At 69.3% G+C, this 12638-nt stretch carries 14 protein-coding genes, 2 pseudogenes and 1 CRISPR repeat array; of the genes and pseudogenes, 8 read left to right on the top strand and 8 right to left on the bottom strand.

Annotated elements, in window-relative coordinates; translation table 11 throughout:
* Nucleotides 1–56: 56 nt before the first annotated feature.
* From FNQ90_RS03520 to FNQ90_RS03505, 4 genes are read left to right on the top strand one after another with little or no spacing between them, the layout of a single operon-like run.
* Nucleotides 57–305, top strand: coding sequence for a hypothetical protein (locus FNQ90_RS03520; protein WP_182604911.1), 249 nt, complete (start codon nucleotides 57–59; stop codon nucleotides 303–305).
* The gene (locus tag FNQ90_RS03515; RefSeq protein WP_323379758.1) at nucleotides 302–574 is read left to right on the top strand and encodes a DUF7848 domain-containing protein; all 273 of its coding nucleotides are present in this window, start codon (nucleotides 302–304) and stop codon (nucleotides 572–574) included. Before FNQ90_RS03520 ends, FNQ90_RS03515 begins: the two co-directional genes overlap by 4 nt.
* Complete coding sequence (locus tag FNQ90_RS03510) at nucleotides 571–831, top strand: hypothetical protein (protein ID WP_182604910.1); 261 nt, start codon at nucleotides 571–573, stop codon at nucleotides 829–831. The genes FNQ90_RS03515 and FNQ90_RS03510 overlap by 4 nt, the downstream gene beginning before the upstream one ends.
* On the top strand, nucleotides 828–1064 hold the full coding sequence (locus FNQ90_RS03505) for a hypothetical protein (protein ID WP_182604909.1): 237 nt from the start codon (nucleotides 828–830) through the stop codon (nucleotides 1062–1064). The genes FNQ90_RS03510 and FNQ90_RS03505 overlap by 4 nt, the downstream gene beginning before the upstream one ends.
* 305 nt (nucleotides 1065–1369) lie before the next feature.
* Here the strand turns inward: FNQ90_RS03505 and FNQ90_RS03500 are convergent, their stop codons facing one another.
* Nucleotides 1370–2035 (bottom strand): TetR/AcrR family transcriptional regulator, encoded by a 666-nt coding sequence (locus tag FNQ90_RS03500; protein WP_182604908.1) that lies wholly within the window; start codon nucleotides 2033–2035, stop codon nucleotides 1370–1372.
* A 108-nt stretch (nucleotides 2036–2143) separates the two neighbouring features.
* On the opposite strand from FNQ90_RS03500, the gene FNQ90_RS03495 reads away from it, so the two are divergent.
* Nucleotides 2144–3091 carry an SDR family NAD(P)-dependent oxidoreductase gene (locus FNQ90_RS03495; protein WP_182604907.1) on the top strand — a complete coding sequence of 316 codons (948 nt, stop codon included), beginning with the start codon at nucleotides 2144–2146 and terminating at the stop codon, nucleotides 3089–3091.
* Between the two features lie 112 nt (nucleotides 3092–3203).
* On the opposite strand, the gene FNQ90_RS03490 is transcribed toward FNQ90_RS03495, so the two are convergent.
* From FNQ90_RS03490 to FNQ90_RS03465, 6 genes and pseudogenes are all read right to left on the bottom strand, one after another.
* Nucleotides 3204–3749, bottom strand: coding sequence for a hypothetical protein (locus tag FNQ90_RS03490; protein WP_182604906.1), 546 nt, complete (start codon nucleotides 3747–3749; stop codon nucleotides 3204–3206).
* 235 nt (nucleotides 3750–3984) lie between these two features.
* A complete protein-coding gene (locus FNQ90_RS03485) occupies nucleotides 3985–4269 on the bottom strand; it encodes a hypothetical protein (protein ID WP_182604905.1) in 285 nt (94 codons plus the stop codon).
* 38 nt (nucleotides 4270–4307) lie between these two features.
* Entirely contained in the window at nucleotides 4308–4523 is a 216-nt protein-coding gene (locus FNQ90_RS03480) for a hypothetical protein (RefSeq protein WP_182604904.1), read from the bottom strand.
* A 211-nt stretch (nucleotides 4524–4734) separates the two neighbouring features.
* Nucleotides 4735–5052, bottom strand: coding sequence for a hypothetical protein (locus FNQ90_RS03475; protein WP_182604903.1), 318 nt, complete (start codon nucleotides 5050–5052; stop codon nucleotides 4735–4737).
* 211 nt (nucleotides 5053–5263) lie between these two features.
* Nucleotides 5264–6184, bottom strand: a pseudogene (locus FNQ90_RS03470) (cupin domain-containing protein); the annotation flags it as partial.
* Nucleotides 6185–6244: 60 nt separating this feature from the next.
* Nucleotides 6245–7153 (bottom strand): zinc-binding dehydrogenase, encoded by a 909-nt coding sequence (locus FNQ90_RS03465; protein ID WP_182604901.1) that lies wholly within the window; start codon nucleotides 7151–7153, stop codon nucleotides 6245–6247.
* A 254-nt stretch (nucleotides 7154–7407) separates the two neighbouring features.
* On the opposite strand from FNQ90_RS03465, the pseudogene FNQ90_RS03460 reads away from it, so the two are divergent.
* A pseudogene (locus tag FNQ90_RS03460) lies at nucleotides 7408–7700 on the top strand (transposase family protein); the annotation flags it as partial.
* 225 nt (nucleotides 7701–7925) lie between these two features.
* On the opposite strand, the gene FNQ90_RS27005 reads toward FNQ90_RS03460, so the two are convergent.
* The gene (locus FNQ90_RS27005) at nucleotides 7926–8123 is read right to left on the bottom strand and encodes a hypothetical protein (RefSeq protein WP_228470827.1); all 198 of its coding nucleotides are present in this window, start codon (nucleotides 8121–8123) and stop codon (nucleotides 7926–7928) included.
* Nucleotides 8124–8675: 552 nt separating this feature from the next.
* Nucleotides 8676–9171: direct repeats of the CRISPR family, unit length 30 nt; unit sequence GTTGGTACCCCTCACAGGGGTGATGAGGAC.
* 324 nt (nucleotides 9172–9495) lie between these two features.
* On the opposite strand from FNQ90_RS27005, the gene FNQ90_RS03450 reads away from it, so the two are divergent.
* Both FNQ90_RS03450 and FNQ90_RS03445 read left to right on the top strand, forming a co-directional pair.
* Nucleotides 9496–10683, top strand: coding sequence for a helix-turn-helix domain-containing protein (locus FNQ90_RS03450; RefSeq protein WP_182604900.1), 1188 nt, complete (start codon nucleotides 9496–9498; stop codon nucleotides 10681–10683).
* 427 nt (nucleotides 10684–11110) lie between these two features.
* On the top strand, nucleotides 11111–12328 hold the full coding sequence (locus FNQ90_RS03445) for a helix-turn-helix domain-containing protein (protein WP_182604912.1): 1218 nt from the start codon (nucleotides 11111–11113) through the stop codon (nucleotides 12326–12328).
* The last annotated feature ends 310 nt before the right edge of the window (nucleotides 12329–12638 follow it).

Genomic DNA, 12638 nt, shown 5'->3' with positions numbered 1-12638 from the left:
CACCCGCCCTAGCGTGATGAGTGACTGAACGTACACGTCACATCACGGGAGTTTCCATGCGCAATGACGCGCCGACCCGCCGGCTCACCCCGCAGCAACGCCGACGACGCGAGGACCTGGCGGACGCCGCCGCCGGTCTGGCCGACACCCCGCCACCGCTCCCGGTGCCGGGGACCCGGCCGGTGCGGGCACTGGTGCGCTGCGCGGCCTGCTCCACCCTCACCCAGGAGGGTCGCCAGGTCGGGGAGAGCGGTGAGGGCGCGCCGATGTGGCACTGCCCGCTGTGCGCGGACGGGAACCGGTGACCGCCCCGCCCGGGCGGCCCGGCACCGACACCCCGACCGGGGTGTTCCGCTTGCGCGAGTACACCATCGAGCCCGATCTCGAACCGGACGCCGAGCCCATCGCCTTCACCGGGCAGTGCGCGGTGTGCGGACGCCTCGGGCCCACCGGGGAGGGCGGCGGACACCTCACCGGCTGGATGCTCGCCCACCTGCGGGCCCATCCCGACCACCTGACCTACCGGGAGATCATCACCCGCCCCTACCGGGCCGTCCCCGGACGGTGGCTGTGAACCACCCCGAGCCCGACCGGTCCCCCGGCCCCCTGCCCGATCACCTGCAGACCGTGTCCCTGACCCGCACCACCGCCCGCGTCGAGGACCGGGTGATCATCGGCGGGGTCCCCATGCGGATCGTGGACGTGGTGCGCACCCACACCGGCGTCCGCCTCGACCTCGAAGAGGGCGAACGCCTCTGGCTGACCACCCGCACCCGCCTCACCGCCTTCCGCGAAGCCGACATCGACCCTTTCGGGAGCCGGGCGCGATGACCGGGCGAATACGCCCACCGGCGATGGTGCGCGAGCACTCCCCCGACCGGTGGCGCCGGGGAACCTGTTGGCTGTGGTGCGGCAGGGACGACCTCCCGGTGCAGTGGCTCGGCACGGTGGAACACGGTCCCCTCCGGGTCCCACTGACCGCCTGCCGGGAGTGCACCCACCTCCTCACCGAGCGCGTCCACGCCACCGCCCCCGCATCGACCTCGCCGCCGGAGAACGCTTGAATCCCACCTCGGCGACACCCGGGGAAGAACTTCCCTCCTGGCCTGCCCTTGCCCCTCACAGGGATGATGAGGACCGGTGCCGGGCCCCTCCGGCACCTCATGACGGTCTCGTTGGCGCCCTCCAGAAGGGCGATGACAAGGGCGATGAGAACTTCAGGGCATGTGCCACCGCAAGGGCGCCCCGTGGTGTCGCGGTACCGGGCATCAGGCCACACACGCGGCACCCCCGGTTCGGGCACCCCGGCCCCCCACCGTCCGAGCGCGCGAGAAGTACAGAGGTTTTCGCCTGTTCCGTGCGACACGGGTCAGTTACGGGGCAGCACGCCCAGGAGGGTCGCGGTCAGGGCCGGCTTCAAGGAGTCCTTGAACCCCAGGTGGAAGCGGGCGAGATCGGGCTCGGCCCGGTAGGCCGCCCGCAGGCTGGGCGGGGGGGTGCTGTACGCCGACAGCGCGCCGGCCATGACCATGGTTTGCAGGCTGAACAGCGTCGCGTTCTCGCCCAGCTCCGGCAGATACCTCCGGATCAGGGTGGTCATGGTTGTCAGGCGGTCCAGGGAGGCGCGCTTGTAGCGTGTGACAACCTCGACGGAGACGTTGTGCTCCAGGACGCCGCCCTGGGCACCGAAGAGGTCGCACAACACCACTCGGCCGGCGAGTGAGCCGCTGAGAATTCCGGCCACCGCCGTCGCCCGCTCGGCCATGGGCAGCTTCTCGTCGACGCCCGCGGCCAACTCGTCCGCCAGTTCCGTCAGCCACTCCCGCAGGAAGCGGTCCAGCAGTTCCAGCAGCACCGCCTCGCGGGACTCGAAGTAACGCAGCACGTTCGGCTTCGCCAGCCCCACCCGGCGGCTGAGTTCGTTCAAGGTGACCGAGGCCACGGGCATCTCATCGAGCATCGCCGAGGCCGTGTCGAGGATCGCCCGTCGGCGGATCTCCCGCTGCTCCTCGGTTCGCGCCCGCTGGAAACTCACGATCACCAGCCTAGCTTGGGTACCACCGGTACGTTGACAACGTACCTGGGGTACTTTAGCGTCGGGAGTACAAGATACCTTCGGTACTTAATCAGGTGGGAGCCCGACATGCGCGAGAAGTGGACGACGGCGAATATTCCGGACCAGCGCGGGCGGGTGGCCGTGGTGACCGGGGCCAACACCGGCCTGGGGTACGAGACCGCCAAGGCACTCGCCGAGCGCGGGGCCTCCGTGGTACTCGCCGTGCGCAACGTCGAGAAGGGCGAGCAGGCCGCGGCCCGCATGACCGGCGACGTGACCGTACAAGCGCTGGACCTGACCTCGCTCGAATCCGTCCGAACCGCGGCGGGGGCTCTGCGGTCCCGGCTCGACCGGATCGACCTGCTGATCAATAACGCCGGCGTGATGTACACCCCGAAGCAGACCACCCGGGACGGCTTCGAGCTGCAGTTCGGCACCAACCACCTCGGCCACTTCGCACTCACCGGGCTGCTGCTGGACCTGATGCTCCCGGTGCCCGGCTCGCGCGTGGTCACGGTCACCAGCACCGGCCACCGCATCCGAGCCGCGATCCACTTCGACGACCTGCAATGGGAGCGGTCGTACAGCCGGGTCGCCGCCTACGGTCAGTCCAAACTGGCCAACCTCATGTTCACCTACGAGCTGCAGCGCCGGCTCGCCACGCACGGCACCACCGTCGCGATGGCCGCACACCCCGGCATGTCCAACACCGAGCTCGCCCGCAACACCCCCGCGGCCCTCCGGCTTCCGCTCACCCGACTCGCGCCGCTGATCACCCAGACACCGGCGATGGGCGCGCTGCCGACCCTGCGCGCCGCCACCGATCCCGCCGCGCTCGGCGGCCAGTACTACGGCCCCGACGGACGCAACCAGGTCAAGGGCCACCCCCGGTTGGTCACCTCCAGCCCACAGTCGTACGACGTAGCCGTCCAGCAACGACTGTGGGCCGTCTCCGAAGACCTCACCGGGGTGCGGTTCCCCGTCGCCGAGTCCGGGCGGAGCCTGTCTCCCTCCGGATCGGCCACCACCGTGTAACCCGCGTCGGTGGCAGGCACCCACCCCTCGCGGCGCAAGCGGGTGGCGCCAGGACCGCGTGGGTACCCCTCACCGGGGCGATGAGGACTCGCGCTCACCCTTGCCGGGCGAGTCACTTCCCCCGGGTGTCGACCACCCGCACGCCCGGCGGGGCGAACCGCGCGACAGCGGCGGCGAGACGGGCCTCGTCCAACCGCCAACCGTTCACGCACACGCTCGCCGCCAGGACCTCCGGGGGTACGTGACCCACCGACCGGGCCCCGACGATCGGGGGATCGAGTCCACGCCCGGGGCCCGGCAGCGGCGGGCTTCCGGGGAGACGGGCGAGACCCACGTACAGCAGTCGCGTGTGTCGCAGGCGCTGCTCCCACAACACCACGGCCGTGATCGTGTTCCACCGAACCCGGGCGGTGGTCGCCGAGTACCGCAACGGGCTGCCGCCCAGCAGCACCCCCCGCTCATCCACCCGCAACGCGACTTTCCGGCTGAACGCGACGAAGACCATCACGAGCCCGCCGACCCCGAAAAGCGCGTAGACGAGTACGCGCAGCACGATCGGCATTCCCGGCAGGGAGGCCAGTCCGACGAACACGGCGCACAGGGCCACCACCCCCAGCGTCTTGCGGTCCCACCCGAACCGCTCCTCGTACGCCTCCACCGGCCCCACCCCTCGAACGTTCCCGACGGCCTCGCCCGACGCCTCGGGACCCCCGTCGCCAAGGTGACCGACCGGCCGAAGGCGACGAAGCCGCACCCGCCCCATTCCAACGTCGTGGGCTACGCCTGTACAGGCCCGAACAACGACCGGGCCGATCGGACGGACCCCATCCCCCGGGGACCGACGGCGCCCCACGGGCACCGGAGCCCCGTCGTGCTCACCTTTACCGGGTGGATCACTTCCCCCGGGTGTCGATCACCCGCACACCCGGCGGGGCGAACCGGGCCACGACGTCGGCGAGACGGGCCTCGTCCAGCCGCCAACCGTTCACGTGCGCACTCACCTCCATGGGAGGCAGCGGAAGGTGAGCCCGGGGCCACTGCTTCTCGATGGAGGGTTCATCTCCCCACCCCGACAACGCCGTGGTCACCGAGTGGCGGGCCAGGCCCAGGTACAGCAGTCGCGAGTGCCGCAGGCGCCGCTCCCATAACACCACGGCCGCGATGTGCTCCCACCGCACCCGGCTGGTTCTCTCCGCGTGCCACAACGGGCTGCTGCTCAGGAGTACGCCCTGCTCATCGACGCGCAGCGCGACCTTCCCCTGGACAAGCCGATGGCCATGACGATCCCGCCGACCCCGAAAAGCGCCACGGCCAGCATCCGTATGTACAGGGGAGTGTCCGGCAGGAAGGAGCCCGCCGTCAGCACCACGCACCCGACCATCAGCCCCAGCGTTGTGCGGTTCCAACCGAACCGCTCCTCGTAGGCGTCCACGTGACCCCACCCCTCGAACGTTCCCGGCGGCCTCCCCCGTCCCGACGCACCACCGGAGACAACGGTTGACCGGCCGGAACCGACGGGGTCCCACCCGGACCTTTCCAACCTCGGCGGGGCCGCCCGTCCGGGGTTCATGGCGCGGTGTGAGTACCGTGGTCGATCCCGGTGGCGAAGTCGGCAGACCCCACGTCCTTCGATGCGACGCGGATCAGACGGGCGGGTCCTCGGACACGGGCGGTGCGTCGTCGCACACCGTCTCCGGCCATGATGCCGGAGGCGGGCCGAAGGCACGACGGGCGGCCCTCACAGTAAAAGTGGCGATGGCAGCATTGGCGCCTCCACCGATCACAGCACCGATGCCGAACGGCGCGACGCGACCGAGAACGATGATCCCCTGCTTGGTCCCGTACTTGGTGACGAAGTTCTTGCCCAGGATCTTGTTGATCTGGCGCAGCGTTTCGATGGGCACCTTGGCAACCACCTGCCGTCCCCAGTGCTGCCCCGTCCGCTCGGCGACTTCGGCCATATGAGTGAGCTTCTTCAGCGTTGCCGCTCCGGGGTGAGGACCGCCCTGGCGACTGACGTCATGCGGTGTGGGCCGCATCAGGATCTGCGGAAGATCCGCCAGGACTTCAAGCGGGATCGGCCATGAGGGGAACGCCCTGGCGGATGTCGCGTCTTCCTCGTGCCGATGCGGGCCCGGGGGCACCCGACTGATGCTGACTTCTCCCGAATCCGGATTCCTTGCGAAGTCGGGAACGGTACTCGCCCGGGGCAGTGCCCCGAGCACGTCTGAAGGCACGGCTGAAGGCGTGCGGAGAGCCGTATCCGACCGCGCCGGAGATCGACTCGACCGCCTCCTCGGTATCGCGGAGCCGGACGGACGCCAGGTCGATGCGCCATTGCGTCAGGTACGCGCCCGGCGCCTGTCCGAGGGCGGACCGGAAACGCCTGGACAGCGTCGCCCGGGAGACGCTCGTCGCGGCGGCCAGGGTCTCCGTGGTCCAGGGGTGTCCCGGTTGGGCGTGGATACATGCCAGAGCGTCGCGCACGACCGGATCACGCATCGCTCCCAGCCATGAGCCTGACTTCTCCTGCGGGTGGCGGGTCAGCCAGGCGCGTAGGAACTGGACGAGCAGAAGGTCAACGATGCTGTTGATGGCGGCGGTGGTGCCGATCTGCGGCTGTGCGAGCTCGGCAGCGAGAAATTCGACCGTCCTTCCGAGCTGCGCGTTCTCTCGGGCTGTGACATGCATCGGCCGAGCGAGGGAGGTGACCACCGGTGTGCGCACCTCCGGGTCCTGCTCATAGTGCAGGACGATCACTTCCGTCTCCACCGGCGCCGAGCCCAGACTCAGGGCCCGGCCATCGCCAATGGCTCGGGCCGCCTCTTCCCGGTCGCAGGAACCCATCGTCACGCCGGCGCCGCCGGCTATCCCGTGTGCCATGCCCGGCGACACCAGGACGGCGTCTCCGGCCCGCACCTGAAGAGGTTTCCCGCCTGTGATGTGGAGCCACATGGTCCCGCGGGCCACTACGTGCAGTGCCGCTCCTGGAAAGGAGTCCAGCCACAGGCCCCAGGTTCCTCCGGCCTTCAGCATGACTCCGAGCGCCCCACGCGCACCGGAAACATGCAAGACCTCCGCCAGCACATCCATGGGTCCATTCTCGTCCACTGCCGCCGACGGCCGACGACGCATGTGTCCTCGTCCGCAGCTTCAGACCACGTCAAGAACGATCTTTCCGTGCACCTTCCGCGCGAAAAGCGCCTGGACGGCGTCGCCCACGTCCCGCCAGTCGCCTCGAAGTCCGACCGGTGCCGAGAGCCTCCCGGCGGCCATGAGGCCCAACAGGTCCGTCAGCTCCCCGCCGGTCGGCGTCATGTCGCCGTAGGTGGCGATGCTGCGGGGCTCGCCGAAGCCGAACAAAGCCCCTGACGGGAACGTGGTTTCCAGCCCTGAGGAGTGACCGACCAGGTGGATGGTGCCGCCCTCGGCGAGAGAACTCCACGCGCGGGCCACCAGCGGGCCGCCGACCGTGTCCAGGACGAGATCGAACCGGTCTCCGGTCTCGGCCAAGTCGGTCAGGACCCTGTCGGCGCCGAGTTCACGGAGCCCGGCGGCCCGCTCCGGCGAACCGACGAGTGCCGTCACCCGGGCACCCGCCAGCGCCGCCAGCTGGACGGCGAAGTGCCCCACGCCCCCGCTGGCACCGGTGATCAGCACGTCGCGCGCCAGCAGGGAACGCTTGCGCAGCACCCGGAGTGCGGTGACCCCGGCGATCCCCAGCGCGGCGGCATCGGCCAGATCCACGCCCTGGGGCACAGTGCCGAGCGAGGCGGGGCTGACTGCCACCCGCTCCGCCCACGCGTGGGCAGCCATTCCCACTGCGACGCGCGTACCTTCGGACGGCCCCGAGCCGTCGGATGCGGCGCGCACCACGACGCCGGCCGCGTCGTGACCGTGCACAGCGCCGGCCGGCCACTGATTCACATAATTCAGCTCTCCGAAGTTGAGACTGATGTGCTGTATCTCAACCAACGCCTCACCGGTGGATGGTACGGGCTCATCGACATCGGCGAACCGGACGGGCCCGGCCTCACTGTGATCGACCACAAGGGCGCGCATAGGGGTGTGTTTCCTTCTCTCATGGATGTGCCTGACCATTCGGCGCGGCAACAGATCGAGTGCGTAAATGCCGCACTGTCGTCCTCTTGGAACCCTATGCAGGACCGGGACAGCGACCAGATCCGTGAGGATCAATCATTTGACAATCTGTGTCAGTGCGGCTCACGCCACATCGAGCCCTGCACCCAGCCGGTGGATGGCGCTGCGACGGGCAGACATGCCCGCCAACGTGATGATCTTGAGGCGTCGGCGCTTCCACCCGTAATCACCGGATCATCGGTATCCGTGAGCGCCAGGGCGTCCCCTTCCTGGTCGATCTCGCCTACCGGAGCGGTGGCCGCCGGCTGACCACGGGCCGCAAACGCAGGCCCTTTCAAGAACTCACCCCCACCGAGAGGACCGGCAACCGGGCCTTGGCCGCGGCCCGTGCCCGGTCGAACGCGGCGTCGCCCGCCTGAAGTCCTGGCGGACCTTCCGCAGGTCCCGATGCAGTCCACACCGCATGGCGTCAATCGCCAAGGCGGTCCTCCCCCTGGAGCGGCAACGCCGAAGAAGCTCGGTGGAACCGGTCCCGCCCAGCATGATGCCCATCACGATGGTTCGGCGGCGCTCCAACTCATCGAGGGGGATGCCGTGGACCTCGGCGATCGAGAGCGTGAAGAGAGCGCTCGGTTCGAGGGATGAGAATGCCTCGCCCGCCGACAGCGCCGGTGCGACTCCCGTGCCGACTCCGGGAGCGGCCGCCGTCCCTCCGACGGCGGCACCGTACCGGTCAGGGCGCTGATGTACATCCGCTCCAGTTGCGGATCACCTCTGCCGGTGTCGCCTCCGGGTTCCGTTGGCGGGCCCTGGTGACGTTCTTGCGCACCAGCGGGCTCTGGGCGTTGATCGCCCTGTCCAGGAGGGCGAGGGGTCGTTGCCCACCCGCGTCCGATTCCGGAACCGGTTTCTCGAAGGCATCCGCTGTCATGCCTTGCACTCCTCGGGTCATCACGTCTCAGCCGGGTTTCCCGCTCGACCGCTCGACCGGGCCTTGCTCCGAACGGATCGGACCGCGCCCCGCAGGGAGGGGAGTCGAAGCGGTCGGCCCGCCGGCCACGACGGTCGGCCTCCACAAGGAGCGGAACACCATCAGGAAATGATCAACAAGCCGAAAGGGCGGCACGGCATCGCCACGTGCTACGACAAGTTCCCTCCCCGTCCCCTTGCCGACGTTCCCCTTCGAGCCTCGAAGGTCTGGTTCGAGGGTTCCTTTCGAATCGCTCCTCGCCCACGCCTCGACAAGCGTCCCGGCTCTGCCGACAAGCAGGACGCATCCCACCGAGCCGTTGTCTCTCGCAGGAGTGATGAGGACCCTAACGGATGACCCGGGTCCATGAGGGGGGAAGAAGGTTTTCTTCTCCCGGGTGAGGAAGGCATGGCCACAACGCGCCACGAGCACTCGGTACCAGCGTGGCTGGCATCCCTCAACAGGGGTGATGAGAACAGCCGACAACTCGACCCAACTGCCCTGGGGGCTGGAGTTGGTACCCCTCACAGGGGTGATGAGGACCTGAGCCGTGACCTTCCCCAGGCCCTGGGCGACCACGTTGGTACCCCTCACAGGGGTGATGAGGACCGGAGGCATCGTCCCTGGTCAGCCCCTACAAGACGGCGTTGGTACCCCTCACAGGGGTGATGAGGACTGCGCCGCCACCCCCCGTACAGGCGTGTCCCGCCCGCGTTGGTACCCCTCACAGGGGTGATGAGGACTCTCGCGTTCCCGAGGTCGTGCCGCCCGGTCAGGGGTTGGTACCCCTCACAGGGGTGATGAGGACGGCCGACCTCACCGCCAACACCCCGGCCGAGGACGTGTTGGTACCCCTCACAGGGGTGATGAGGACCCGCGATGGGGGTACATCTGGCACCCCCGCCGACTCCCGTTGGTACCCCTCACAGGGGTGATGAGGACACGCGCGGACCGTGTTGGGGGCGACCCCGGTCAGTGCGTTGGTACCCCTCACAGGGGTGATGAGGACCCCATTGTGAAGGTCCAGGTCAGGCGCAGTCGAGTCGCCGTCTCGGCAGCCGATTTTTCAGCAGACCTCCGGTAGTGCACGAAACCCCGGAGAGTCGCTGAAATCCGGGGCTCCCACACTACGCCGACCACCCTCCGCCCGAAGCCCTTCAGCCTCACCCGCCTCTCTCCCGGCACAGGGGTACCAAGGCAAGAGACGAGGTGTTCGATGGGATGAGCACCCCATTTTCGCCCATTCGATGTCCGGTCGTTGGTTCTCCCCGACAATCGGGCATACCGTCCGGGGAGCGACCTCTTGCCCGATGGAACGGGAGTCGTGGAAGCCATGGTTGATCAAACCTTCGGAGACCGTCTTCGCGAAGCGCGGAAGCGCGCGGGTCTCACCCAACGGGAACTCGCCGGTGCCACCGGTCTCTCCTTCTCCCTGATCTCCAAGCTGGAACAGGGCGCCCGGCAGGACACACGGCTGGAAACCGCTCGCCGACTTGCCGCCGCCCTCGGTGTTCCCACCACCGCCTTGTTGGTCGCGGAGCACCAACCCCCGCAGGACTCGGACCCCGAGGCCCCGTGGGCCCCGGTCCGTGCCGCTCTTCTCCAGCCGGACGCCCAAGGCTCTGTTGAGGGGGAGCCTCCCACCATCGCCGGGGTCACGGGGGCGCTGAACGCCATGGGAACGCGGCTGGTCAAGGAGGACTTGGCCGCCGCTGCCGAGATGCTTCCCCGGCTGTTGAGGGACGCCGCCGCGCTCGGCGGGCCGGTACGGGCCCGGGTCCTGCTGTTGGCGGGGCGGTTGATGATTCAGACTCGTCAATACGATGCCGCCGCCCTCGCGCTGGACCGGGCGGAGGAGGCCGGGTTGGTGCAGGGGGCAGCCACCGCCGCCGACATGGTGGAGAGCCGGTGCTGGCTGCTGTTGAGGCAGGGACGCCTCGCCGAAGCCCGGGATCTGGCCGCCCGTTGGGCCGACGAGTTGGAGCCGAGGCTGTCCCGGGCCACTCCGGAAGACCTGGCGGCCTGGGGTGTCGTCCTGGGTCGAGTGGCCGCAGCGGCGTCGCGGGACGCCCGGGAGGACGAGGCGGAACAGGCGCTGCGACTGGCCGAGGCGGCTGCGGCGCTGTGGGCGGGGGAGAAACCACGCGGAGACGGCTCACAGCCCTCCGGACGCACCCGGACGTGGGGACCGCTGACCGTGGCGATGCAGCGCACCGAGTTCGCGGTGATCTGCGACCGTCCCGATGCCGCGTTGAAGGTGGCCGGGCGCATCAACGGTCGGAAGCTGGCTCCCGTTGTCGGGCACCGCAACCGTCACCTTCTCGACGTGGCTGACGCCCAGGTGCGCACCCGGCAGTACGGCGAAGCCGTGGAAACCCTCCTGGACGTACACCGGGCAGCGCCCCAATGGCTCCCCCACCAGCGGTACGCGCAGGACATCATGGGCCGCATGGTGCGACGCCGCCGGACACTGACTCCCCAAATGCGAGAGCTGGCCGAAGCGGTGCGCCTGCCGCTGTAGTGAGGTCGTCCCTCCCGGTGCCCCAGGAAGGGGGAGCCGGGAAGCGAGGTATCCGGCACCACGGCCGCCTGTTGTTGCCCCGTAAGGGTGGTGAGGGCGAGAGGACCCGGTGCTCACTGGCGTGAACGACGGGCGCGCCGTCGTCCACCTGAGCGTGGACATCGATGCCCTTGAGGTCACTTTCCTTATTCTTCAAGCCCCCGGCAGCGAGGACGACGCCAGGTCCGGGGCAGTCGGGTGGAGCGGGTTGTCGGTCATGATCGGCAGGCCGTCGGTATCGGCAAGCCGGCGCAGCGGAACGACGCCGTCAGCGGGCGGCGTTGGAGCCGTCGCTCTGATCCCAACCCGAAGACCGGGGGTACCGTCCGGGGTGCGACCCGCAAGACGAACGGAGGCCACGATGCCCCAGCACCGTCCGCCGCGCATCATGCTCACCGAGGCCGAGGCGATCGGACAGCGCGTCCGTAACGCTCGGTTGCGCCTCGGGCTGACCCAGGCCGATCTCGCCGCCGAACTGCGACTTTCGCAGGGTTGGGTCAGCAAGGTGGAGAAGGGCCGTCAGGAGCTGGACCGCACCAGTGTCATCAACAAACTGGCCGCCGCACTGCACATCCACCCCAACGACCTGATCGAGAGGCCCTACCCAACGGCTGTCGAAGACGTGCAGTGGCAGAAGTCGGCGGCACTGATCCTGCGGGAGCTGCGTCGTTACGACCTGCCACCCCGGTGGGAAGGCGCTCCCCCATCGTCCACCGACCTGTGGCGGAGGACGGCGGTACTCCACCGGCTGCGGGACGACGCGGCGAACTCCCGGATTCTGGAGCTGCTTCCGGAGCTGCTGCGGGAAGCCAGGGCCCTGGCGGAGCACGCGAGCGGCCGGGAGCGGGAAGAGGCGTACGCGGTGTACGCCATCGGTTGCAAGTTCGGGCACACCGCCGCGCACGCCCTCGGGCACCCCGAGCTGGTGGCGATGAGCTGTGAGCGCGCGTCCTGGGCCGCGCGGCGCTCGGGCGACGAGATGCTGCCGGCCGTGGCCGACTGGATGCGGGTGTGGGACATGTGGACCACCGCCGATTGGGACGATTCCCTGGCACTCGCCGACCAGGCACTACGTGCCGTGGAGGAGCCGTACCGACGAGGGGACGCGGCGGCCGTACGGGTGTGGGGAAGCCTGCACCTGCGGGCGGCGGTGTCCGCTGCGCGCGCTGGAGCGGAGGCCGAGGCCCGGCACCGGATCGAGGAAGCCGAGGAGGCGGCCTCCCGACTGCCGCGTCTGGCGTTCGATCGGCACTCGTTGACGTTCTCCCGGGGCAACGTCGCGATCCACGGCGTGAATGTTGAGCTGGAGATGGCGCAGCACGATCGGGCGTTGCTGCTGCACCAGGAGATCCCGGAAACAGTGGTGTCCGCGCTGCCCCGGTCGCGGCGGGGGCACTACCGGATGGATCTGGCCCGGGCATATCTGTGGTCCGGGCGGCGGGAGCGGGCCCTGAGCGAGCTGGAGGCCGCCGAGCGGACCGCTCCACAGCTGATCCGCAACCATCCGGTCGCTCGCGCGACGCTGCGCAGGATCCGGACGGCGGAGCGCGCGACGGTGAAGGAGCAGATCCGTCGCATGTCCGTTCGCTTTCACCTGGACGAGTGAATGCGAACCCGCTGATCAGCGGTTATTACCGAGAGGAATATTGCCCTCACGCCCCCTTCATACGGTGCGTCACACGATGACCACCACGAAGGAGGCGGCATGTCCGATCCGAGACCCGGGGCATCGGTGGCCATGTCCCCAGCGCTCCGGGACCCCGTCCGAGGTCTGCGCCGCTGCGCCTGGTGCAGGGAGTTGACCCAAACGGCGGAAGCCGTTGGCCGGTCCGGGGAACACGAGGAGCCGCTGTACGCCTGCGAGCGGCCCGGTTGCGGCCCGCACGCCGGTCCCCCGCCCGCACATCCCTCACCCC

Source organism: Streptomyces alkaliphilus (genome assembly GCF_014141535.1).
Lineage (GTDB): Bacteria > Actinomycetota > Actinomycetes > Streptomycetales > Streptomycetaceae > Streptomyces > Streptomyces alkaliphilus.
The sequence above is the reverse complement of the archived record's forward strand: the minus strand, read 5'-3'. Positions and strand labels throughout refer to the sequence as shown.

Coding starts and splice junctions, on each gene's coding strand:
- FNQ90_RS03450 (WP_182604900.1), top strand. CDS start 9,496: ATGGTTGATCAAACCTTCGGAGACCGTCTTCGCGAAGCGCGGAAGCGC.
- FNQ90_RS03505 (WP_182604909.1), top strand. CDS start 828: ATGACCGGGCGAATACGCCCACCGGCGATGGTGCGCGAGCACTCCCCC.
- FNQ90_RS03475 (WP_182604903.1), bottom strand. CDS start 5,052: ATGGCCGAAGTCGCCGAGCGGACGGGGCAGCACTGGGGACGGCAGGTG.
- FNQ90_RS03465 (WP_182604901.1), bottom strand. CDS start 7,153: ATGCGCGCCCTTGTGGTCGATCACAGTGAGGCCGGGCCCGTCCGGTTC.
- FNQ90_RS03445 (WP_182604912.1), top strand. CDS start 11,111: ATGCTCACCGAGGCCGAGGCGATCGGACAGCGCGTCCGTAACGCTCGG.
- FNQ90_RS27005 (WP_228470827.1), bottom strand. CDS start 8,123: ATGACAGCGGATGCCTTCGAGAAACCGGTTCCGGAATCGGACGCGGGT.
- FNQ90_RS03520 (WP_182604911.1), top strand. CDS start 57: ATGCGCAATGACGCGCCGACCCGCCGGCTCACCCCGCAGCAACGCCGA.
- FNQ90_RS03495 (WP_182604907.1), top strand. CDS start 2,144: ATGCGCGAGAAGTGGACGACGGCGAATATTCCGGACCAGCGCGGGCGG.